At 73.6% G+C, this 22969-nt stretch carries 21 protein-coding genes and 1 pseudogene; 14 read left to right on the plus strand and 8 right to left on the minus strand.

The features are described from left to right. Positions 1-28: 28 nt before the first annotated feature. Positions 29-1411 (minus strand): GTPase-associated protein 1-related protein, encoded by a 1383-nt coding sequence (locus tag BN2279_RS25780; RefSeq protein ID WP_059013430.1) that lies wholly within the window; start codon positions 1409-1411, stop codon positions 29-31. 245 nt (positions 1412-1656) lie between these two features. On the opposite strand from BN2279_RS25780, the gene BN2279_RS25785 reads away from it, so the two are divergent. Further along, positions 1657-2016, plus strand: a complete 360-nt coding sequence (locus tag BN2279_RS25785) for a histidine triad nucleotide-binding protein (protein ID WP_059013669.1) — start codon at positions 1657-1659, stop codon at positions 2014-2016. Between the two features lie 9 nt (positions 2017-2025). After that, entirely contained in the window at positions 2026-2946 is a 921-nt protein-coding gene (locus tag BN2279_RS25790; protein WP_059013431.1) for a ribonuclease Z, read from the plus strand. A 29-nt stretch (positions 2947-2975) separates the two neighbouring features. On the opposite strand, the gene BN2279_RS25795 is transcribed toward BN2279_RS25790, so the two are convergent. After that, entirely contained in the window at positions 2976-4304 is a 1329-nt protein-coding gene (locus BN2279_RS25795) for a 6-phospho-beta-glucosidase (protein WP_059013670.1), read from the minus strand. Between the two features lie 57 nt (positions 4305-4361). Here BN2279_RS25795 and BN2279_RS25800 point away from each other — a divergent pair, with 57 nt between their 5' ends. The 8 genes and pseudogenes from BN2279_RS25800 (at position 4362) to era (ending at position 11798) form a co-directional block, all read left to right on the plus strand. Beyond that, the gene (locus tag BN2279_RS25800) at positions 4362-5447 is read left to right on the plus strand and encodes a PfkB family carbohydrate kinase (RefSeq protein WP_059013671.1); all 1086 of its coding nucleotides are present in this window, start codon (positions 4362-4364) and stop codon (positions 5445-5447) included. A gap of 10 nt (positions 5448-5457) precedes the next feature. Then, positions 5458-6135, plus strand: coding sequence for a YoaK family protein (locus tag BN2279_RS25805; RefSeq protein ID WP_059013432.1), 678 nt, complete (start codon positions 5458-5460; stop codon positions 6133-6135). 90 nt (positions 6136-6225) lie between these two features. Continuing rightward, entirely contained in the window at positions 6226-7242 is a 1017-nt protein-coding gene (locus BN2279_RS25810) for a PhoH family protein (RefSeq protein WP_059013433.1), read from the plus strand. A gap of 12 nt (positions 7243-7254) precedes the next feature. Next, positions 7255-7752: an rRNA maturation RNase YbeY gene (gene ybeY / locus BN2279_RS25815; protein ID WP_059013434.1), complete on the plus strand. Its 498-nt coding sequence runs from the start codon at positions 7255-7257 to the stop codon at positions 7750-7752. Then, positions 7749-9122: a hemolysin family protein gene (locus tag BN2279_RS25820; protein ID WP_059013435.1), complete on the plus strand. Its 1374-nt coding sequence runs from the start codon at positions 7749-7751 to the stop codon at positions 9120-9122. The genes ybeY and BN2279_RS25820 overlap by 4 nt, the downstream gene beginning before the upstream one ends. A gap of 580 nt (positions 9123-9702) precedes the next feature. After that, positions 9703-10458, plus strand: a complete 756-nt coding sequence (locus BN2279_RS25825; protein WP_059013436.1) for a hypothetical protein — start codon at positions 9703-9705, stop codon at positions 10456-10458. 28 nt (positions 10459-10486) lie between these two features. Next, positions 10487-10872, plus strand: a pseudogene (locus tag BN2279_RS25830) (cytidine deaminase). Further along, a complete protein-coding gene (era, locus tag BN2279_RS25835; RefSeq protein WP_059013437.1) occupies positions 10869-11798 on the plus strand; it encodes a GTPase Era in 930 nt (309 codons plus the stop codon). The pseudogene BN2279_RS25830 and the gene era overlap by 4 nt, the downstream one beginning before the upstream one ends. 88 nt (positions 11799-11886) lie before the next feature. Here era and BN2279_RS25840 read toward each other — a convergent pair whose 3' ends face one another. Then, complete coding sequence (locus BN2279_RS25840) at positions 11887-12558, minus strand: TetR/AcrR family transcriptional regulator (protein WP_059013438.1); 672 nt, start codon at positions 12556-12558, stop codon at positions 11887-11889. Positions 12559-12650: 92 nt separating this feature from the next. Between BN2279_RS25840 and BN2279_RS25845 the strand changes: the two genes are divergently transcribed. The 4 genes from BN2279_RS25845 (at position 12651) to BN2279_RS25860 (ending at position 17135) form a co-directional block, all read left to right on the plus strand. Next, on the plus strand, positions 12651-13562 hold the full coding sequence (locus BN2279_RS25845) for an SDR family oxidoreductase (protein ID WP_059013439.1): 912 nt from the start codon (positions 12651-12653) through the stop codon (positions 13560-13562). 54 nt (positions 13563-13616) lie between these two features. After that, complete coding sequence (locus tag BN2279_RS25850; RefSeq protein WP_059013440.1) at positions 13617-15092, plus strand: flavin-containing monooxygenase; 1476 nt, start codon at positions 13617-13619, stop codon at positions 15090-15092. A gap of 62 nt (positions 15093-15154) precedes the next feature. Continuing rightward, positions 15155-16060: an alpha/beta hydrolase fold domain-containing protein gene (locus BN2279_RS25855; protein ID WP_059013441.1), complete on the plus strand. Its 906-nt coding sequence runs from the start codon at positions 15155-15157 to the stop codon at positions 16058-16060. A 217-nt stretch (positions 16061-16277) separates the two neighbouring features. Continuing rightward, positions 16278-17135 carry an SAM-dependent methyltransferase gene (locus BN2279_RS25860; RefSeq protein WP_059013442.1) on the plus strand — a complete coding sequence of 286 codons (858 nt, stop codon included), beginning with the start codon at positions 16278-16280 and terminating at the stop codon, positions 17133-17135. An 899-nt stretch (positions 17136-18034) separates the two neighbouring features. On the opposite strand, the gene BN2279_RS25865 is transcribed toward BN2279_RS25860, so the two are convergent. From BN2279_RS25865 to BN2279_RS25885, 5 genes are all read right to left on the minus strand, one after another. Then, the gene (locus tag BN2279_RS25865; RefSeq protein WP_059013443.1) at positions 18035-18682 is read right to left on the minus strand and encodes a TerB family tellurite resistance protein; all 648 of its coding nucleotides are present in this window, start codon (positions 18680-18682) and stop codon (positions 18035-18037) included. Between the two features lie 106 nt (positions 18683-18788). Continuing rightward, on the minus strand, positions 18789-20576 hold the full coding sequence (gene leuA, locus BN2279_RS25870; protein ID WP_059013444.1) for a 2-isopropylmalate synthase: 1788 nt from the start codon (positions 20574-20576) through the stop codon (positions 18789-18791). Positions 20577-20831: 255 nt separating this feature from the next. Continuing rightward, positions 20832-21719: a hypothetical protein gene (locus tag BN2279_RS25875; RefSeq protein ID WP_159037338.1), complete on the minus strand. Its 888-nt coding sequence runs from the start codon at positions 21717-21719 to the stop codon at positions 20832-20834. A gap of 9 nt (positions 21720-21728) precedes the next feature. Then, positions 21729-22004 (minus strand): SpoIIE family protein phosphatase, encoded by a 276-nt coding sequence (locus BN2279_RS28825; RefSeq protein ID WP_059013446.1) that lies wholly within the window; start codon positions 22002-22004, stop codon positions 21729-21731. Positions 22005-22085: 81 nt separating this feature from the next. Beyond that, positions 22086-22910 (minus strand): SpoIIE family protein phosphatase, encoded by an 825-nt coding sequence (locus tag BN2279_RS25885; RefSeq protein WP_059013447.1) that lies wholly within the window; start codon positions 22908-22910, stop codon positions 22086-22088. Between the last annotated feature and the right edge of the window lie 59 nt (positions 22911-22969).

A 22969-nucleotide genomic window follows, 5' to 3' on the forward strand; every position in this document is an offset into this window, starting at 1 on the left:
CCGTCCGCCGGATGCCGGTGTCGGGGTGTCAGAGGCGGGCGCTCTCCTCGTAACGGCGCAGGCGGCGGCGGGCCCAGGCCAGCAGCTCCGTCGTGAGGGGCGTGTCATGGCGGTTCAGGCGGGCGCGGATCAGGCGCTCGGCCGCGTCGGCGGCCTCGCCGCCGACGGTGATGTCCTCGCCCCGGACCAGGAGTTCGGCCACCGCGCGCTTGGTCGCGTCCAGCCGGTACACCTGCTCGTGGCGCAGCAGCTCCCGCGCCAGCGCGCACCGGTCCTCGGTGATCTCGCCGGGGCGGCTCAGCCAGGACGTCAGCCACAGATGGAGGCGGGCGGCGACGACCAGATCGGGCGGGCAGGTGCGGGCGATCTCCAGGGCGCCCTTCAGATCGGGCCCGGCGGTGCCCCAGACCAGCTCGTACATCAGGACCAGGGTGTCCGGGTCGGTCGGCCGGCCTTCCGGCAGGCGGGCCGCCAGCACCCGATACAGACCGGTGCCGTGGAGCTGGTGGGGCCGCCCGCGCAGGCGCTCCGCCGCGAGGCGCAGCCGTTCCGGTGTGCTGGGCGGCGGGCTCTGCGGCACCGGGCCCGAACGTCCCGGCAGCTCGCGCAGCCACACCCGGGCCGCCTTCGCCACCCACGGGTCCGGCTCGGGCGCGCTGCCGTCGCCGCCGAGGCCGTCGTGCACCCGGAAACGTGCCAGGACCCCGGGGTCCTCGCGGTCGAACTCGCTGTCCGGGCCGATCCCGATGATCTGCTGGGCCGCCTCGTACGGGCGCCGGGCGCGGGTGGTGAACGTCAGGGACCTGGCGTGCGACTCGTCCACGAACCGGTGCAGGAAGCGGCAGGCGATGGCGACCCACAGCGCGACGGACGCCTGCTCCTCCTCGGCGACCACGATCGCCGGGCCGGGCGGGGAGCCCGGCAGCGAGCCGGTGAACAGGCGGCGGACATCGCTGAGGAAGGAGATCATGCGGGTCTGCCGGGCCCGCGCGAAGTCGGCCAGCCGCCCGTCGGTGATCTCCATGGCCGGGCGCGGCACGGTGTCCTCGCCGAGCCTGCGGCCGGCGGGCACCACCGGCCGGGTGTGACGCCAGGTGGGGGAACGCCACAGGTCGATGGGCCACATCGCGGGCAGGTCGCCGGCCGCGCCGTTCGGCAGGTACAGCACGTCGGCCTCGCCGCCCTTGGCGGGGGTGTGGCACAGCACCGCGCCGTCGTCGCCCGGGAGGCGCGCGTAGCTCAGGGAGTCGCCCGGGGCCGGGGCCGAGGCGGCCACCACCGGCGCCAGCGCGGTCGCCAGCCCGTCCGGGACGGGGGGCGCCACGGGGATGTGGCGCGCGGAGACCTCACCGCTGCCGGGATCGACGGCCACGGTGAAACGGAGCCTGCGGATGACGTGGCTCCCGTGCATCAGCTCTGTACCCTCCTGGGCCGCGGCATCGACTGTGACCCCGCGTTGTGGACCAGTTTCGCGAAAGCGGTGCGGAATCCGCAGGTCCTTGGGCGAATTTTTTCCCAGTGGTAATGATCGGCGCGGCTTCGGCGGCGTGCCGGGTGGCCAACTCCCCGGGTCCGGTGCCGGATCCGGGCGGCGCCGCGCAGCGGGTAGCATCCGGTGGGTATCCGTTCGGCGACGTCCCCGAGGAGGCCCCGGCGATGGCGGGAGAACCCCAGGCCGACTGCCTGTTCTGCAAGATCGTGTCGGGTGACGTCCCGGCGACGATCGTCCGGGAGACGGAGACCACCGTCGCCTTCCGCGACATCAACCCGCAGGCGCCGTGCCACGTGCTGGTGATCCCCCGGGCCCACTACCCGGACGCGGCCTCGCTGGCCGCCGGCGCGCCGGAGGTGGCCGCCGACGTGCTGCGCGAGGCGGGTGAGGTGGCCGCCGGGGAGCAGGTGGACGGCCAGGGCTACCGGTTGGTGTTCAACACCGGCGCGGGCGCCGGGCAGACCGTCTTCCACGCGCACGCCCACGTGCTGGCCGGGCGCGGCCTGGCCTGGCCGCCCGGCTGAGGGGCCCGGTTGTCCGCCCGTGAGCTGGTCGTGCTCGGCACGGCCAGCCAGGTGCCGACGCGGCACCGCAACCACAACGGTTACGCGCTGCGCTGGGACGCCGAGACACTCCTGTTCGACCCGGGCGAGGGCACCCAGCGGCAGATGCTGCTGGCCGGGGTCAGCGCGCACGACCTGACGCGCGTCTGCGTGACCCACTTCCACGGCGACCACGCGCTCGGGCTGGCCGGGGTGCTCCAGCGGATCAGCCTGGACCAGGTGCCGCACCCGGTCACCGCCCACTACCCGGCGAGCGGGCAGGAGTTCTTCGACCGGCTCCGGTACGCCACGGCCTACCGCGAGGCCGGGCATCTGCTGACGAGGCCGGTGTCGGACGAGGGCGTGATCGCGGAGACCGGCGCGTTCACCCTGACGGCCCACCGGCTGTCCCACCCGGTCGAGTCGTTCGGCTACCGGCTGACCGAACCGGACGGCCACCGGATGCTGCCCGACCGGCTCGCCGCGCACGGCATCTCCGGTCCCGACGTGGGCCGGCTGCGGCGGGAGGGGCGGTTGCGGGGCGTCACGCTGGCGGAGGTCAGCGCGGAACGGCCGGGCCAGCGCTTCGCGTTCGTCATGGACACCCGGCTGTGCGACGGTGTGTGGGCGCTGGCCGAGGGGTGCGACATGCTGGTCATCGAGTCCACCTTCCTGGAGGCGGACAGCGCGCTGGCCCGCGAGCACGGCCACCTGACGGCCGCGCAGGCGGCCCGTGTCGCCACCGGCAGCGGGGTGCGGCATCTGGTGCTGACGCACTTCTCGCAGCGCTATCCCGACTCCCGGGTGTTCGCCGAGGAGGCCAGGGACGCCGGCTTCGCGGGCGAACTGACCGTGGCCGAGGACCTCCTGCGCGTACCACTGCCCGCGCGCCGCACCCCGACGGACGACTGAACCCGGCGCGGCCGGGCCCGGGGCGGTTGTCAGGTGGGCAGCGCGGCGTCCAGTATCCGGGCGGCGGTGGCGGGGGAGCCGCCCAGGGGGTGCAGGGTCAGCGCGCGCAGCGCGGCGGCGCGGGAGCCCGTCACGGCCGCCTCGATCGTGGCCCGCTCCACCGCCTTGACCTGGAGCATCAGGCCCAGCTCCGGCAGGCCGGGCGACAGGCACGGCACCGGGTGGGCGCCGTGGGCGTCCACCTCGCAGACGGTCTCGACGATCGCGTCGTCGGGCAGCGCGGGGACGGCGCCCGCGTTGCGGACGTTGAGGATCAGGCGGACGCGCCGGTCGTCGGCGATCGCCCGCATCAGGTCCAGCGCCACCCGCTCGTAGCCGCCGCCCTCCAGGTCGTGACTGTCGCGCCGACCGCCGCCGGTGGCCGCGCGCCCCTCCGCGCCGTACGTCTCCTCACGCTCCAGCCGGGTCCGCTCCCACAACTGGGCGGCGCGCTCCGGCGCGCGTTCCGCCGCCGCGAAGAACGCGCCCTGCTGCCGGTGGAGGAACTCCCCGCGCGTCTCGGCCGCCTCGCGGGTCGCCGCCAGGGTCTCGCCGCCGAAGTAGTAGTAGTGCAGGTACTCGTTGGGGAGCACGCCCAGCGCCCGCAGCCACTCCGCGCCGAACAGCCGGCCCTCCTCGAACGACGCCAGCGCCGCGTCGTCCGCGAGCAGCCCGGGCAGCAGATCGGTGCCCCGGTGCGTCAACGACTGGAGCCAGCCGAGGTGGTTGAGCCCGACGTAGCCGAACGACACCTCCGCCGGGTCGGCGCCCGCCGCCCGCGCCGCGCGCCGGACCAGGCCGACCGGCGAGTCGCAGATCCCGATCACCCGGTGGCCCAGCTCGGCGGACATCGCCTCGGTCACCATCCCGGCCGGGTTGGTGAAGTTGATCAGCCAGGCCTCGGGGGCCAGTTCACGGACGCGCGCCGCGATCCGCAGCGCCACCGGGATCGTGCGCAGCCCGTACAGCACGCCGCCCGCGCCGACCGTCTCCTGGCCGAGCACCCCCGCGGCCAGCGGCACCCGCTCGTCGGCCACGCGGCCCGCCGTGCCGCCCACGCGCACCGCGCAGAACACGAAGTCCGCGCCGCGCACGGCGTCATCGAGCGAGTCCGCGATCCGCACCGACGGCGCGTCCGGCACGCCCGCCCCCTCGGCGGCGAGCACCGACGCGATCACCCGGACGCGGCGCGGGTCGGTGTCGTACAGCGTCACCTCGGAGCAGCGGCGGCCGGACGCGTCGCGGCCCGCCGTTGTCAGTAGGGCCCGGTATACCAGGGGAACGCGGAATCCGCCGCCGCCGATGATGGAGAGCCTCATGAGCCGGAACGTACCGTAGATGTCCGCCACGACCACGACCCGGAGCCACTGGTGACCATGCAGACCGTTGACCCGCTCGCCGCGGTGCGTGCCCCGGGGGATCCGCCGTGCGACGTGTACCTGACCGGGACGGTGTTCCTGGACATCATCTTCACCGGGCTGGACTCGGCGCCCGTGAGCGGCACCGAGTCGTGGGCCCGGGGCATGGGCTCCAGCCCCGGCGGCGTGGCGAACATGGCGACCGCCCTCGCCCGGCTCGGTCTGCGCACGAGCCTGGCGGCGGCGTTCGGCGACGACAAGTACGGCGAGTACTGCTGGGAGACGCTGGAGCGGGGCGAGGGCATCGACCTGTCCCACTCCCGGATGGTGCCCGGCTGGCACTCCCCGGTGACGGTCTCCATGGCGTACGACGGGGACCGCACGATGGTGTCGCACGGGCACGAGGCGCCGCTGCCGAGGGAGGCGCCGGGGGACCGGTGCCCGCCGCCGGCCCGGTCCTGCGTCGCCTCGCTGCGCGCGGGGGAGCCGCAGGAGTGGATCGGCCAGGCGGCCCGCTCCGGGAGCCTGGTCTTCGCGGACACCGGGTGGGACGAGACGGGCGCCTGGGATCTGAGAGCCCTGCCCGACCTGGCGCACTGCGAGGCGTTCCTGCCGAACGCCGCCGAGGCCATGCGGTACACGCGGACCGACTCGCCCCGGGCCGCCGCGCACGCGCTGACCGCCGTGGTGCCGCTGGCCGTCGTCACCATGGGCGCCGACGGGGCGTACGCGGTGGACGGCCGCACCGGGGAGACCGCCGAGGTGCCCGCGATCCTCGTGGAGCCGCTGGACACCACGGGCGCGGGGGACGTCTTCATGGCCGGGTTCGTCACCGGCACGCTCGCCGGCTGGCCGCTGGCGGACCGGCTGGCGCTGGCCGGGCTGACGGCGGCGCTGTCCGTGCAGGAGTTCGGCGGCTCGCTGGCCGCGCCCGACTGGGGCGAGGTGGCGGCCTGGTGGCACCGGGTGCGGGCCCTGACCCCGCGCGGCGAGTCCCCGGGCGGGGACCTGGAGCGGTACGCGTTCCTGTCGGGCCTGCTGTCCGGCACCGGCCGCCTGTGCCCCCGCCGCCGGGCGGTGCCGACGCTCGGCTTCCGGGGCTGAGGCCGCCCTCGTGGCCGCGCACCGGCACCTGCGGCTGTGGCTCCTGCTCGTCCTGACCTTCGCCACCGGCGCCGTCGACGCCGTCAGCTATCTGTCCCTCGGCGGCGTCTTCGCCGGGAACATGACGGGCAACGTGATCATCCTCGGCGCCGCCGTGGCCGGGACCGGGGAGCTGCCCACGCTGGGGCCCGCCGTCACCCTGGTGTGTTTCGCCGCCGGAGCGGCGGTCGCCGGGCGCGTCCTGCGCCCGGCGGGGCCCGGCCGGGCCGGGCGTCCCGGGCGGCAGGCCGCGCTGGTCGTCGGCGTCGGCCTGGTGACGGCCGGGTCGGGGGCCGCGCTGTTCGCGGGCACCGGGCATCTGCCGGTCGCCGGGGCCCTCGCCGTCGCGATGGGCGCTCAGGCGGCGGTCGCCCGCGAGATGGCCGTCAAGGACGTCACCACCGTCGTCGTGACCTCCACGGTCACCGGCCTCGCGGCCGACTCCCCGCTGGGCGCCGGCCGCGCGCAGCCCTGGCCCCGGCGGGCCGGCGCCATCGCCTGCCTGGCCGCCGGCGCCGCCGCCGGGGCGGGCCTGATCCGTCTCGACCCCGCCTGGGCGCTGCTGGCCGCCGCCGCCCTCGCGACGGCCGCCGCGCTGACCGGCGCCGGCCTCACGGCCGCGGCGAACAGGGGTGATCGCGCTCCGTAATTTCCTACGGCTCCGCCGGTTCCGCGTCGTACCCTGGGAATCCGGTACTCCAGTGCAGAGAGGGATGAGCAGGTCCGCAGCGGGCCGCCCATGACACAGACACCGACACACCAGCCGGCGGCCCCCGCCGCCGAAGCGACCGCCCGGTTCACCGTGCCGGCGAAGCACCCGATGGTCACGGTGCTCGGTTCCGGCGACGCGCTGCTGCGCGTCATCGAGAAGTCCTTCCCCGCGACGGACATCCACGTCCGGGGGAACGAGATCAGCGCCACCGGCGATCGGGCCGAGGTGGACCTGATCCAGCGCCTGTTCGACGAGATGATGCTCGTCCTGCGCACCGGCCAGCCCCTCACGGAGGACGCCGTCGAGCGGTCGATCGCGATGCTGCGGGGCACGGACGGCAGCGGCGGCGCCACCAGCCCCGCGCAGGTCCTCACGCAGAACATCCTGTCGAACCGCGGCAAGACGATCCGCCCCAAGACGCTGAACCAGAAGCACTACGTGGACGCGATCGACACCCACACGATCGTGTTCGGCATCGGCCCGGCCGGTACCGGCAAGACGTACCTGGCGATGGCCAAGGCGGTGCAGGCGCTCCAGTCCAAGCAGGTCAACCGGATCATCCTCACCCGCCCCGCCGTCGAGGCGGGCGAGCGGCTCGGCTTCCTGCCCGGCACGCTCTACGAGAAGATCGACCCGTATCTGCGCCCGCTCTACGACGCGCTGCACGACATGCTCGACCCCGACTCGATCCCGCGGCTGCTCAGCGCGGGCACGATCGAGGTCGCGCCGCTGGCCTACATGCGCGGCCGGACGCTGAACGACGCGTTCATCATCCTGGACGAGGCGCAGAACACGAACGCCGAGCAGATGAAGATGTTCCTGACCCGGCTGGGCTTCGAGTCCAAGATCGTGATCACGGGCGACGTGACCCAGGTCGACCTGCCCAACGGCACCAAGAGCGGGCTGCGGCAGGTGCAGGACATCCTCCAGGACGTGGACGATGTCCACTTCTCCCGGCTCACCAGCCAGGACGTCGTCAGGCACAAGCTCGTCGGCCGCATCGTGGACGCGTACGACCGCTTCGACGACCGGAACGGAAAGTAGCCGCCCGTCATCATGGCGATCGAGGTCAACAACGAATCCGGCGTCGAGATCGACGAGCGGTCCCTTCTGGACATCGCCCGCTACGCCCTCGCCAGGATGCGCATCCATCCGCTGTCCGAGCTGTCGGTCATCGCGGTCGACGAGGCGGCCATGGAGCAGCTCCATCTCCAGTGGATGGAGCTGCCCGGGCCGACCGACGTGATGTCGTTCCCGATGGACGAGCTGCGGCCCCCGTCCCGGGACGACGAGGAGCCCGTCCAGGGCCTCCTGGGGGACGTCGTGCTCTGTCCCCAGGTGGCCAGGAAGCAGGGCGAGGAGGCACCCACCCGGCATTCCATGGACGACGAGCTCCAGCTCCTCACCGTGCACGGCGTGCTGCACCTGCTGGGCTACGACCATGAGGAGCCCGTGGAGAAGGCCGAGATGTTCGGACTCCAGAAGGCCATCGTGGACGGCTGGCGCGGCGAGCGCGGCCTGACGGGGCCGTCGCCGGCTCCGACGATGACATGACCGGCTCCCTGCTCCTGGCCGTCGTCGCCCTGCTCGTCGTGGCCTGGCTGGCGTCCTGCGCGGAGGCCGGTCTGGCGATGATCACCGGCTTCCGCGCCGAGGAGGCCGTCCGCGCCGGCCGGCGCGGCGCGGCCCGCCTCGCGGTGGCCGCCGCCGACCCGACGCGTTACCTGAACCTGGCGCTGCTGCTGCGCGTCGCCAGCGAGATGGGCGCGGCGGTGCTGGTGGCGTACGCCTGCCTGAAGGAGTTCGGCGAGGTCTGGCAGGCGCTGACCGTGGCGTTCGGCGTGATGGTGCTGCTGTCGTTCGTCGCGGTCGGGGTCTCGCCGCGCACGATCGGCCGCCAGCACCCGCTGAACACGACGACCGCCGCGGCGTACGTGCTGGTGCCGCTGGCGCGGGTGCTGGGCCCGCTGACGCAGTTCCTGATCATCCTGGGCAACGCGCTCACGCCGGGCAAGGGCTTCCGCAAGGGGCCGTTCGCCTCGGAGGCCGAGCTGCGGGCGATGGTGGACCTGGCGGAGCGCGAGTCGCTGATCGAGGACGAGGAGCGCCGGATGGTGCACTCGGTGTTCGAGCTGGGCGACACCCTGGTGCGCGAGGTGATGGTGCCGCGCACCGATCTGGTGACGATCGACCGGCACAAGACGCTGCGGCAGGCGCTCACGCTGGCGCTGCGCTCGGGTTTCTCGCGGATCCCGGTGACGGGCGAGAGCGACGACGACATCGTCGGCATCGCGTATCTGAAGGACCTGACCCGGAAGGTGCACGACAGCCGGGCGGCCGAGGCCGAGCTGGTCGAGACGGTGATGCGGCCGGCCACGTTCGTGCCCGACACCAAGAACGCGGGCGACCTGCTGCGCGAGATGCAGCGGGACCACACGCACGCGGCGGTCGTGATCGACGAGTACGGCGGCACGGCCGGGCTGGTGACGATCGAGGACATCCTGGAGGAGATCGTCGGCGAGATCACCGACGAGTACGACACGGAGCTGCCGCCGGTCGAGGAGCTGGGCGGCGGCGTGCGCCGGGTCACGGCCCGGCTGGACCTGGGCGCGCTGGGCGAGCTGTACGGGCTGCGGCTGGACGACGAGGACGTGGAGACCGTCGGCGGCCTGCTGGCCAAGGCCCTGGGCCGGGTCCCGATCGCGGGTGCCAGGGCGGTGGTGGACGTCTCGTCGGAGCAGAGCCTGACCCCGGTCGCTCCGCCGGCCGCGCTGCGCCTGACGGCGGAGTCGGCCGCCGGCCGCCGCAACAGGATCGACCGCGTCCTGGTCGAGCCGATCGCGGCGGAACCCGCCGGGGACGGCGACCGGACCCCCGCCCCGGCCTCCCGCCGCGACCACGGCCACGGGCAGGGGCAGAGCTAGGGCCTCTCCTTCCGGATTTCTTGCGGTGGGGCCGCGCGCCATGGCGTCCCTCCGGCTCTTCCGTCCGGGAGGTGCCCCCACCGTACGAGCCGCGATCCGGGGGTACCTCCGAGGCCCCCGAGGGCCTGGGAGACACGCGGCCTGATCCACAAAGATCCAGAAGACCGGCTTCAGGGCCTCCCTTCCGGACTGTGGCGGGGCCGCGCGCCCTGGCGTCCCTCCCCGGTCTTCCGTCGGGAGGTGCCCCCGGGCCGCGTTGCCGCGTCGCGCGGGTACCGGCCGGGCACGAGCCGCGAGCCGGGGGCACTTCCGGGCTCTTTCCGAGGGCCCGAGGGCCGCGCGGCCTGATCCGCGAGCCGGAAGACAGGCTCTTGGGCCTCTGTTCCGGGCCCTGGCGGGGCCATACCCGGGGGCGCCCCGAGGCCGGGTCCCGGACGACGTCGCCTGCCCCGGGCCGTGCGTCACCTCGCCCGTGAGGGCGGTCCGGCGTGCCCCGCGGGGGCGCGTCCCCCTCGCTCGTGTCACCCGAATGGCCGTGCGTCGGTGGCCGCACGGGCGTTCGGGTGGCGCCATGGGAGGCATGCACGCTCACCACCTTCGGACCCTGTGGACCGCCCTCGCCGTCGGGCTGTCCGTGCTGAGCCTGGCTCTGGCTCCGGGGCGGCCGGCGGCCGGGGAGGCGCTCAGCGAGCACCAGTTGCGCGAGGCCCTGCTCGACGCCGTGGACTTCCCCGAGGGCTGGGCCGGTGACAGCGAGAAGAACGCCGAGAAGCGGGGCTTCGGCGTTCCCCGGCCGACCGAGCCCGCCTGTGACGGCCTCTTCGACATCGACGGCGGCGACGGCGCCGACGACAGCGACAGCGACAGTGACGGCGTGGTCAGGGCCGGGTTCGCCAAGTCCCGCAGCGGCCCGTTCGTCACCACCGTCGCCGCCGCGCACCCGGACGCCGGGGCAGCCGGGGGCGATCTGGACGACGTCCGCGCCGCGCTCGACGAGTGCGCCACCTTCCACACGCCCGAGGGCCCGGCCGACAAGGCGGTCTCCGTGGCCTACGACGCGGCGCCGCTGGAGACGGGACGCCTGGGCGAGGAGTCGCTCGCCGTCCGTTTCCACCGGCGGATCGACGGCGAGACGGCGAGCACGCCCGTCGTGGCCGATCTGGTGATCGTCCGCGTCGGCGCGCAGATCCTCCGGGTCGCGCAGGCCGGGCGGGACGACGGCGCCCTCGGGGACGTGGAGAAGATCGCGGAGCGCGCGGTCGAGAAGCTGGAGGGGGTGGCCGCGGGACGGGTGCCCGCCCCGCCCCCGGACCAGCCGGGTACCACGGATCTGTGAGCCCGGCCCAGCACATAAGCTCGGTCGTATGACTGACGCCGCCCCCTCCGCAGACGCGCTCGATCCCGAGGACCGCAAGATCATCACGCTCGCCCGAAGTGCCCGTGCCCGCAACGGCGTTCCGGAGGGAGCCGCCGTCCGCGACGAGACCGGCCGCACCTATGTGGCCACCACCGTCGCGCTGGACTCGCTGAAGCTGAGCGCGCTCCAGACGGCGGTGGCGATGGCCGTGGCGAGCGGGGCGGTGGCGCTGGAGGCGGCGGCCGTGGTCAGCGCGGCGGACGGGGTGGCGGAGGGCGATCTCGCGGCCGTCCGGGACGTGGGCGGGGCGGGGGCGGGGCGGGCGGCAAGGGCGTCACTGTGCTCCTGGCTGGCCCCGACGGGCGGCTTCGTGCGACCATCGCCGGGTCATGAGCACCTCTGAGCCGAGCCACCGTTCCGGATTCGCCTGTTTCGTCGGCCGTCCCAACGCGGGCAAGTCCACGCTGACCAACGCCCTGGTGGGCATCAAGGTCGCGATCACCTCCAACCGTCCGCAGACCACCCGGCACACGGTGCGCGGCATCGTGCACCGCCCGGACGCGCAGCTCGTCCTGGTGGACACCCCGGGTCTGCACAAGCCGCGCACCCTGCTCGGCCAGCGGCTGAACGACGTCGTCCGGGCCACGTGGGCCGAGGTGGACGCGATCGGTTTCTGCCTCCCGGCCAACGAGAAGATCGGCCCCGGCGACCGTTTCATCGCCAAGGAGCTGTCCCAGATCAAGCGGACGCCCAAGGTCGCCGTCGTCACCAAGACCGATCTGGTGGACAACGACGCGCTCGCCGAACAGCTCATCGCCGTGGACCAGTTGGGCCGGGAGGTGGGCATCGAGTGGGCGGAGATCGTCCCGGTCTCGGCCACCGCCGGGCGGCAGGTGTCGCTTCTGGCCGACCTGCTGGTGCCGCTGCTGCCCGAGGGTCCGCCGTTGTACCCGGAGGGCGACCTCACCGACGAGCCCGAGCAGGTGATGATCGCGGAGCTGATCCGCGAGGCCGCGCTGGAGGGCGTGCGGGACGAGCTGCCGCACTCGATCGCGGTGGTGGTCGAGGAGATGCTGCCCCGGGAGGACCGCCCGGCCGACCGGCCGCTGCTGGACATCCACGCGTACCTCTTCATCGAGCGGTCCAGCCAGAAAGGCATCGTGATCGGCCCGAAGGGCGCCCGGCTGAAGGACGTCGGCACCAAGGCGCGGCGTCAGATCGAGGCGCTGCTGGGCACGCCGGTCTTCCTCGACCTGCACGTGAAGGTCGCCAAGGACTGGCAGCGCGACCCCAAGCAGCTCCGGCGCCTGGGCTTCTGACGGCCCCGCGGCGGTCGCACGACGGCGGCCCGGCGGACGGTGGAGAACCGTCCGCCGGGCCGCCGTCGTACGTTCGGGGCCGGGCGTCTCAGTCCAGGGCGGCGACCCGGCTGACCACGGCCATCACGAGGGTGTGCGCGTTGGACACCAGCGCCTCGATCGGCTGGGCCCGCTCGCCCAGGATCCACCGCTGCGCGATCAGCACCACGGCCCCGAGGACGCCGGTGGCGAGGATCTCCAGATCGGTCTCGGAGAGGTCGGCCGCGTCCAGATAGGGCTGCGTGAGCTGGAGGATCGTGTCCACGAACGCGGTGTTGACCGCCTGCCAGGCGCTGTCGACCGTCCCGCTCACCGCGAGGATCTCCACGAACGCGATCCGCGCCAGGCGCGGATCGTCGCCGATCGTCCGGAACAGCGCGGTCAGGGCGGCCCGCACCTGCGCCTCGATGTCCGGGGCGGCGGCCTCGGCGTCGGCGACGATCCGCGTGTGCAACTCCTCGGCCACCCGCCCGTAGACGGCCAGCAGCAACTCCTCGCTGTCGTCGAAGGACTCGTAGAAGTACCGCTTCGTCAGCCCGGCGGCGGCGCAGACGCGGTCGACCGTCGCGTTGCGGTACCCGATGGTCCCGAACGTCTCGATGCCCGCCTCCATCAGCCGCGCCCGGCGCTCGTCCTGGCGCTGGCGCCGGTCGGCGCCGCGGTAGGTGCGGCCGGTCGTGGTCCGGGCCGTGGGCGGGGTCGTCTGCTGTCCGGGGCTCATCACCCCTGATATTGACACTGCGGCGTATCAGATGCAAAAGTGACACCGCCCGGTTCCAGATACGTGACACGGGCCGTACCGAGGAGGTGTCCATGCCCATATCACCGTCGATCAGGGCGCTTGAGGGCAAAGTCGCCCTGATCACCGGAGCCGCCCGCGGCATCGGTGCCGAGACCGCCCGCGCGCTGGCCGGACACGGCGTGAAGCTGGTGCTCACCGATCTCGACGCGGAGCCGCTCGCCGCCCTCGCCGCCGAGCTGGGCGAGGAGAACGTGCACACCGTCGCCTGCGACGTCTGCGACCTGCCCGCCATGGAGCGGGCCGTCGCGGCGGGCGCCGCCCGGTTCGGCGGCATCGATCTGGTGCTGGCCAACGCCGGGATCGCCTCCTACGGCTCGGTCCTGCGCGTCGATCCGGCCACGTTCAAGCGCGTCATGGACATCAACGTGCTCGGCGTCTTCAACACCGTGCGCGCCGCGCTCCCTTCGGTGATCGAGCGCAAGGGGTACATCCTCGTGGTGTCCTCGCTCGCCGCGTTCACGCCCGCCCCCGGCCTGGTCGCCTACAACGCCAGCAAGGCCGGCGTCGAGCACTTCGCCGACGCGGTGCGGCTGGAGGTCGCCCACCACGGCGTCGCCGTCGGCAGCGCCCACCCGTCGTGGATCGACACCCCGCTGGTGCGTGACGCCAAGCAGGACCTGTCCGCGTTCCGGCAGATGCTCAAGGTCCTGCCGGGGCCGCTGAAGCGGACCACGTCCGTGGAGGTCTGCGTCGAGGCGTTCGTCAAGGGGCTCGCCGGGCGCAAGCGCCGCGTCAACGTGCCCGGCTGGGTCGGCGCGCTGCGCTGGCTGAAGCCGGTGATCGCCTCACGCCTCGGCGACCGGCAGACCCTCAAGCACGCGCCCAGGCTGCTGCCGCTGATGGACGAGGAGGTCGCCCGGCTCGGCCGCTCGACCAGCGCCCGCAACACGGCCCTGGACGACGTCGCGGTCGCCCCGAAGTAGCCCCCGCAGCACCGTCACGAGGACAGCAACGAGAAGTACAGCGAGGTAACAGCGATGAGCACTCCCGAGCACGTCGATGTCCTGATCGTCGGCGCCGGCCTGTCCGGCATCGGCGCCGCGTGCCATCTGCGGCGCGAGAACCCCGGCAAGACGTACGCCATCCTGGAGGCCCGCGACGCGATCGGCGGCACCTGGGACCTGTTCCGCTACCCGGGCATCCGCTCGGACTCCGACATGTACACCCTGGGGTACCGCTTCCGGCCGTGGACCGACCGCAAGTCGATCGCCGACGGTTCGTCGATCCTGGCCTACGTCCGCGACACCGCCCGCGAGTACGGCGTCGACCGCGCGGTCCGCTACCACCACCGCGTGGTGCGGGCCGAGTGGTCCAGCGACGACGCCCGCTGGACGGTGACCGCCGAGCGCACCGACACCGGCGAGACCGTGCGCCTCACCTGCGGCTTCCTCTACACGTGCAGCGGCTACTACCGCTACGACGAGGGCTTCACCCCCGAGTTCCCCGGCGCCGACCGGTTCACCGGCCGGATCATCCATCCGCAGCACTGGCCCACCGACCTGGACTACGCGGGCAAGCGCGTGGTGATCATCGGCAGCGGCGCGACAGCCGTCACACTCGCCCCGTCGATGGCGCGGGACGCGGCCAAGGTGACGATGCTCCAGCGTTCCCCCACCTACATCATCACTCAGCCCAGCGTGGACCCGCTCCACCACGGCCTGCGCAAGGTGCTGCCCGAGAAGGCCGCGTACACCGCCACCCGGTGGAAGAACGTCCTTCTGCACACCGGCTTCTACCAGCTCAGCCGGCACCGGCCGCAGCTCGTGAAGAAGGTGCTGCGGACGCTCGCCAAGCGGTCGCTGCCCGCCGGGTACGAGATCGACGTCCACTTCAAGCCCCGCTACAACCCGTGGGACGAGCGGCTGTGCGTGGTGCCGGACGCCGACCTGTTCAAGGCGATACGGCGCGGTGACGTCTCCCTGGTCACCGACCGCGTCGAGCGCTTCACCGAGACCGGCATCAAGCTCGTCTCCGGCGCCGAGCTGGAGGCCGACATCATCGTCACCGCCACCGGGCTCAACCTGCTGGCGTTCGGCGGGATGGAACTGGCCGTCGACGGGCGGGACGTCAAGCTGCCCGAGACCATGGCGTACAAGGGCATGATGCTCAGCGGCGTGCCGAACTTCGCGTTCACCGTCGGCTACACCAACGCCTCCTGGACGCTCAAGGCCGACCTGGTCGCCGAGTACGTGTGCCGTCTCCTGGCGCACATGGACGAGCACGGCTACCGTCAGTGCGTCCCCGAACGGGACCCGTCCGTCGCGGAGGAGCCGTTCCTCGACTTCGCCGCCGGATATGTGCTCCGCTCCATCGACGCGTTCCCCAAGCAGGGGGCGCGCGCGCCGTGGCGGCTGCGGATGAACTACCTGTACGACATCCGCTCGCTGCGGCGGGGTTCGGTCGAGGAGGAGATGAGGGTCAGCGCGTCGCCCCGCGCCGCGACGCGGGTGTGACCGTGTGACGTGCGACCGGGTGCCGCGGGGGGCGAGCCGCGCGGGGTGAGGAGACGGACCGGATGATCAGCGCCGAGCAGACGACGTTCATCCAGACGCTGCGCCTGCTGGCGATGAAGGACCGGCTGTCGGACGCCGAGCGGACCCTCACCGGGGCGCGCCGGCTCCAGGCCGAGGGCCCCGCCCGGCCACCGGCCAGGGTCGGCCGCCGGGTGGACCTGTCGTGCGACGACGCCCCCGGCTTCCCCGTCTGGACCTTCCGCCCGAAGCGGCCCGCGGACCCGGCGCACCCGGGCCGCGCGGTGCTCTACGTCCACGGCGGCGGGTACATCATGGACTTCGCGCCGCAGCACTGGGAGTTCCTCGCCGACCTGACCGAACGGACCGGCTCGGTCGTCCGCGCCCCGCAGTACCCGCTGGCACCCGGCCACACGTGGCGCGACACGTTCCCGCCGCTGCTGGACATGGCCCGGGGAACGGGCGGCCCGCCGCCGGTCCTGATGGGCGACTCGGCGGGCGGCGGCCTGGTCCTCGCCCTGGCCCAGACCCTCGCCGCCGAGGGCGGCCACGCGCCCGAGACGGTGCTGATCTCGCCGTTCGTCGACGCCACGCTGACGGACCCGGAGACCGCCGCGCACGACGAAACCGATCCCTGGCTGGCGGCCGAGGGCCTGCGCGCCTGCGGTCGCGCCTGGGCCGGGGCCGACGACCCGGCCCGCCCCGAGATCAGCCCGCTCTTCGGCGACTTCACCGGCCTGGGCCGCATGCTGGTCTTCACCGGCACCCGGGACACGCTCCACCCGCAGAACCGCGACCTGGCCCGCCGCGCCCGCGCGGCGGGCGTCGCCTGCGATCTGGTGGTGGCCCTCGGGTCCATCCACGTCTATCCCCTCCTCGCCGTCCCCGAGGCCCGGGGCCCGCGCGAGGCCATCGCGGCCTTCCTGGCCGGAGCACCGGCGACGGCCTGAACGGCGCGCCTTCCCGGCCGCGCGGCACGCTCGGGACGACACGAGGCGAGTGTTGCCGGAAGCAAAGATGAGCCGGTCACCGATCGCGCCCGACTGAGTCGCCCCGCCCGCACTTTCATCGCTATCTCACGAATTTCGTACGCGTGGGTCCGCATCGCGCGATCACGGCTAACGTCGGCCGGGTCGCCCTGATCCACCCGGAGACGAGGGAGTGTTGATGGCAGCAGCGGCGAGTGTGCCGGAATCATTGGCGGGAGTGGGCACGACGGCGATCGGGGTCGCCCTCATCCGCGCCAGAGAGACCGGCCGCGAGGACAGGCTCTACGCGGATCCCTTCGCCCAGGCGTTCGCCGACGCGGCGCGGGACGCGTTCCTCGACCCGTCGGCGCCCCCCGGGTCGGCCGACACCTGGGCCACCGTGGGACGGCTCGTCGATGTCTTCTACGAAGGCCGCTCCGTCGCCACGCGCTTCTTCGACGACTATCTGCTGGACGCCGTCGCCACGGGCTGCGAGCAGGTCGTCATCCTCGGCGCCGGTCTGGACACCCGCGCGTTCCGGCTGGCCTGGCCGAAGGCGGTCGATCTGTTCGAGGTCGATCTGCCCGAGATGTTCTCCTTCAAGGAGGAGATCCTCGGCACCCGGGACGCCGCCCCCGCCTGCCGCCGTGTGGTCGTCCCCTGCGACCTGCGGGACGACTGGGCCGCCGCGCTGCACGGCGCCGGGTTCCGCGACGGGGTTCCCACCGCGTGGCTGGCCGAGGGCGTGCTCGGCTACGTGCCCCGGGAGGCCGCCCGCCGGGTGCTGACCACGGCGGGCGCCATGACGCCGGCCGGCAGCCGGTTCTCGTGCGAGCACATCCGGCCCGACAGCCCGGGGCTCGACGGCATCCGGAAGCTGCTCGGCCAGGAGCAGACCGCCCGTCCGCCCGGCGGGCTCGGCCCGGACGCGCCGGAGTGGCTGGCCGAGCAGGGCTGGGAGCCCCGGTTCCGCCCCCACCCCGAGCTGACCGAGTCGTACGGCCGCGAGGGCGGCGGCAGCCCCGACAACGGCTACCTCACCGCCGTCCGCACGTAGCGGCCCCGGCCATCACCCCCGAAGACCATCTCCCTCCCCCCGATGCCGTCACCGCGCGTCGTTCGCTCTCCCGGACGGCGCGCGGTGACGGCATCGGGGGGAGGGAGATGGTCTTCGGGGGTGATGGCCGGGGCCGCTAAAGCCGGCTAACTAGTTTTCGCCCTGCCTCGTGGGCTGGGAGATGTGAATAAGGGACAGATGCCGTCACCGCGCGTCGTTCGCTCTCCCGGACGGCGCGCGGTGGCGGCGCCTCACCCGCCCCGCCCTGGCGAAGACTCCCGCGCGAGCGTCCCGCCCGCGAAGAGTGGTCGGCGCGGCCGTACGCGCCGGTGACAGGCGACCGCGTCCCCGGAGCTGCGGCTGTGTCGCCGGGGTGGCCGTGGACCGGTTGCTGAGGTCGCGTTGCCGGGCTTGGCTGGGACCCGTAGCGCGGTGCTGGGGAACGTCTGAACTCTCCGCTGGGCAGGGGCGTTTGATGCGGTTCGGTGCGGCGGGATCACCATGGACCGGCCGGTGAGGTCGCGTTGCCGGGCTTGGCCGTGGTCCCTGTCGTTCGGCGTGTGGGGCGGTGCTGTGGGGTCGTCTGAACTTCCCGTCAGGCGCGGGCGGTTCGGTGGGGCTGCGGCTGCGGTGTCGGGATCACCGTCGCCTGGCTGCTGTCCGGCGTGGTGTAGCTGTGCGGTGGAAGCTTCTGAACTTCCCGCTGGGCAGGGCGTTTCATGCGGTGAGCTGCGGCTGTGTCGCCGGGGTCGCCGTGGACCGGCTGGTCAGGCCCCCGGCACTCGGTGCGGGGGCGGTGCCGTCGGGTTGTCTGAACCGCCCGCTGGATGAGGCTGGTTCGTATCGTTCGCCGCGTCCGTGTTGTCGGCGTTGCCGGGGCCGGCCGGTGGGCGGTGGGGTCAGTGGGGCTGGGCCGCTGCGGCGAGCAGGCGTTCTGTGTCGGCGGGGGGCAGTCTCAGGGCGTCGCCGACGATCGTCAGCATCTCCCGTTCCTCGGCGCCGTAGGGGCCGTCCGCCAGCGCGATGCGCGCGCCGTGCAGGAGCAGGCTCTCCCGGCCGGGAGCCGCCCGGTGCGGCGCCAGCGCCGTCAGCGCCTCGCGGACCTCGTGGGCCGGCGGCGGCAGGGTCCGTGCGCCCATCGCCGCCTGGAGGGTCAGTAAACGCTCCTCCGTGCAGTCGCGGAACCCGGCCGCCCGCACCGACTCCACCGCCGTCCGCCGCGCGGCGACCGCGCCGCCGCCCCCGGCGGCCAGCAGCGCGACGGCGACGGTGTGCACACCGTCGCGCAGCAGTACGGACAGCCGCGTGGTCGTCGGCTCGTCCAGCGCCGACAGCGGGAAACGCCCACGGCAGGACACGCACTCCACGACCGGCTCGGCGTCGCCTCGGGCCAGCACCGGCAGCCCGAGCACCGTGAACCTGCGCCGCCCGCCGAGCCGCTGGTAGCAGCGGTCACCACCGCAGGCGGCGCAGAAGAAATCACCGTCGTCGATCACCCGCCAGGCCGTGCGGATCCCCGCCAGTCTGGCCAACCTGGAGCGCACCACGCCGTACCTCCGTCACCGCTTGGCAACCTTGCCGTGGCGTGATGCTAACCACACGGCGCCGCCCGCGTCAGTAGTGCGTCGGCAAAACCGGTACGGAAAGCGGACCTCACCTCGGCGCGCGCGTCGCCCGGTTGACGGCCGAGACGACCGCCTTCAGGGAGGCGCGCACGATGTTGGCGTCGATCCCGACACCCCACAGCACCCGGTCACCGATGGCGCACTCGATGTAGGCGGCGGCCTGCGACCCGGCGCCCTCGCTCATGGTGTGCTCGACGTAGTCCAGCAGCCGCATGTCGTCGCCGATGACCCCGGCCGCCGCCAGCGCGTCGAAGAACGCGGCGAGCGGCCCGTTCCCCCGGCCGGTCAGGACGGTGTCCACGCCGTCCACCACGGCCTCGACGGTCAGCTCGTCGTGGCCCTCGCTCGACGTCGAGGTCTGCGCGTCGCGCAGCGCGACCCGGCCCCAGGCGGCGCCCGGTACCGGCAGGTACTCGTCCCGGAAGACGTCCCAGATCTGCGCCGGGGTGACCTCGCCGCCCTCGGCGTCGGTCTTCTCCTGGATGATCCGCGAGAACTCCACCTGCATGCGGCGCGGCAGGTCCAGCGCGTGGTCCGCCTTCAGCACGTACGCGACGCCGCCTTTGCCGGACTGCGAGTTGACCCGGATCACGGCCTCGTACGAGCGGCCGACGTCCTTGGGGTCGATCGGCAGATACGGCACGTCCCACACCAGATCGTCCACGGAGGCGCCCGCCGCCGCGGCCTCGTCGGCCATCGCCTCGAAGCCCTTCTTGATGGCGTCCTGGTGCGAGCCGGAGAACGCCGTGTAGACGAGGTCGCCCACGTACGGGTGGCGCGGGTGGACCTCCATCTGGTTGCAGTACTCCCAGGTGCGGCGGATCTCGTCGATGCGCGAGAAGTCGATCTGCGGATCGACACCCTGCGAGAACAGGTTCATGCCCAGGGTCACCAGGTCCACGTTCCCGGTGCGCTCGCCCTGACCGAACAGGCAGCCCTCGACCCGGTCCGCGCCCGCCATCAGCGCCAGCTCGGCGGCGGCCACGGCGGTGCCGCGGTCGTTGTGCGGATGCGCGGACAGGCAGATGAACTCGCGGCGCGACAGGTTCCGCGACATCCACTCGAACCGGTCGGCGAGCGTGGAGGGGGTCGAACGCTCCACGGTGGCCGGCAGGTTGAGGATGATCTCCCGGCCGGGGCCGGGCTGCCAGACGTCCATCACGCCCTCGCAGACCTCCAGCGCGAAGTCCAGCTCGGTGTCGGTGAAGATCTCCGGGCTGTACTGGTAGCCGAACACCGTCCGGTCGTCCAGCAGCTTGTCGGCGTACTCCATCACCAGCCGGGTGCCGTCCACCGCGATCTGCCGGACCTCGTCCCGGCCGCCGCGGAACACGACGCGGCGGAACGTCGGGGCCGTCGCGTTGTACAGGTGGACCGTGGCGCGGCGCGCGCCGACCAGCGACTCGACCGTGCGGGCGATCAGCTCGTCCCGGGCCTGCGTCAGCACCGAGATCGTGACGTCCTCCGGGATCGCGTCCTCCTCGATGATGGAGCGTACGAAGTCGAAGTCGGTCTGGCCGGAGGACGGGAAGCCGACCTCGATCTCCTTGTAGCCCATGCGGACCAGCAGGTCGAACATGGCGCGTTTGCGGGCCGGGGACATCGGGTCGATCAGCGCCTGGTTGCCGTCGCGCAGGTCGGTGGAGAGCCAGCGGGGGGCGGCGGTGACGCGCCGGCCCGGCCAGGTCCGGTCGGGGATGTCCACGGCCTCGAACGGGCGGTACCGGTGGATCGGCATCCCGGAGGGCCGCTGGCGGACGGTCTCGGCGGTCTGGGGCGTCGGCTTGCTCAGGGCGTGGCTCATGGCGTCGCTCATGGTGCGGAGGATCTCCTTGCGCGGATCGCGCGGAATCGCGGCGGGATGGGACAAGGCCGACGGCAGCGCCGAACTCCGCGGGGAGGGGGTCGGCCGTATCTGACTACAGACCCTCGCCGCGGCGGCTAAGGAGAAGCATCCCGAAACGCATCGCGTGAGCAAGCCTAACCCCGGCCGCGCCACCGGCCCCCGCCGTATCAGCATCCGAGACGTACGCCACACCCGGCGCCGGCCGGGACCGCGCGGTGTCCCGGCTCACAACTGCGCCAGCGTCCGCATCAGACCGACGTCCGTGGACAGCAGGCGGCCCGGGAGCTGGTCGGCGCGGGTGTCGGGGACCGTCACCTTCACCCCGTCGCCGCCGCTCAGGGGCGTGACCTCCGCGTCGCGGTACGTCTCGGGGTAGGTCTCGACCGTCTCCCGCAGCAGCCCGGCCGCCTCGTCGGCCGTGGCCCGGTCGTCGGTCAGCACGCACAGCACCGTCGCGGTCTCCTCCGGCGAGTCCGCCAGGTGCCCGTACGCGTACAGCGGGACCGCCGCCGTCTCGGCGCCCTGGATGAAGTCGGCGCGGTACACGTCGCCGAGGCAGTCCGTCACCTCGCCGTAGGCGGGGGAGTCCGCCAGGGACTCGCCCTCCGTCAGGCGGGCCGGGGTGAAGTCCTCGTCGCCCCAGGCGATCCGGTCGGCGGAGACCTGGAACGCGACGCCGGCCTCCTCGTTCCGCCAGACCCCGTCGTCCTCCTCGAAGCCGTCGTCCTCCAGCGCCCCCACGACGTCGTCCTCGTCGAAGTCGCCCACCCAGTACCCGTAGTGGTCGTGGAAGCCGACCGTCACGGCCGCGTCCGCGCTGCCCGGGTCGAGGCCGAAGCGGTTCTCCGGCAGGTCGGCGGCGGCCAGCAGCGGCGTGCCCAGGCCGGCGACGAACGCGAAACGCTCCGGGTCCTCGTCCACCAGCTCGCCCGCCCGCTCCGCGTCCACGTACGTCACGCCGTCCGGCGGCAGGACCGTGAACCGCACCTGTTCCAGCACCCCGGGCAGCTCCGTCGGCCCGCCGCCCGCGTCCAGGCAGCCCGTCATGGCGCACAGCAGGGACAGCGCCGCGCATCCGCCGGCGGCGGCGGACCTGGTCCTGGACCTCACCATGGACGGAGCCTAGTTCCCCCCGCCCCCCCGCGGCACAGGGGCCCCGTCCGGTCCTGGCGGTCTGCGCCGCACCGCCAGGATCGCCGTGTCGTCGGCGAGCCTCCCCTTCGTGTGCCCGAGGACCGCCTTCTCCACCCGCGCCACCACGGCCTCCGGCGACGTGCCGCCGCCCGCGCCCACGTGCTCGGCCAGCGGCAGGAACGCGCCGGAGGAGTCGCGGGCCTCGGTGACGCCGTCGGTGACCATCAGCAGCGTCTCGTCGGCGGCCAGCGGCACCCGCAGCACCGGCGGGGGGCCGCCCGCGACCGGCGTCCGGCCCCCCCCCGCGCCCGGCGCCCCCCCGCGCGTCCCCGCCCCCGCCACGCATCACGGCCCCGGCCGGGCCGGGGCGCGGGAGCCCACCGCACCCCCCCGCGGGGGCCGTCCCCGCAGCCCGCGCGCGCAGGCCGGGCACGAACCGCCGGCGGCCCAGCGGCGGGCCGCCGTGTACGCGTTGTGCCGGCGCATCCGGCTCTCCAGCCGCGCGGCCACCACGGCGAGATCCGCCTCGTAGAACGCCGCCTCGCGGAACGCGCCCAGCACCGCCGCGGCGGCGTCCACGGCCGAGGTGCCCTTGCCCTGCACATCGCCGAGCAGCACCCGCGCGCCGTGCGGCGACGGCTGGACGTCGAAGAAGTCGCCGCCGACGCGGGCGGAGACGTCGGCCGTCAGATAGGTGCTCGCCGAGTCCAGGCCGCCCGATCCGGGCGGGATCGGGCGGATCACCGCCAGCCGGATGGCCTCGGCGGCGTCCTCCGCCCGCGTCAGCAGCCCCTGGGCGCGGATCCGCAGCCAGCAGGCCAGCACGGCGAGCAGCCCGCCCGCCACGACCAGGAAGAAGTCGGCCGGGCCCTCCTGGTAGTCGTACTCGAAGGCGCTGTCGATCAGCGCGTACGTGAGGGCGCAGGCCACGGCGAACAGCGCGGTGGCCGCCACCCCGCACATCGCCCCGGCGATGCCCGGCACCAGCACGATCCAGGTGACGATCCGGAAATCGCCCGACGAGTTCCAGTCGACCACCGCGATGAGCACCAGCACCGCGGCGGGCAGCAGCCAGGAGACGTTCCAGCGGCCGAGCCGCAGGACCGGCTCGGCCGGGAACAGGATGTTCCGGTGCCACCTCGGGCGCCGGCGCGGAGCGGTGGGGTCCACGCGTCCACCTTCCGGGACCGGCACCGGACGCGCCCGGCGGGGGTGGGCCGTTCGGGGCA

The organism is Streptomyces specialis (assembly GCF_001493375.1).
Classification (GTDB): Bacteria; Actinomycetota; Actinomycetes; order Streptomycetales; family Streptomycetaceae; genus Streptomyces; species Streptomyces specialis.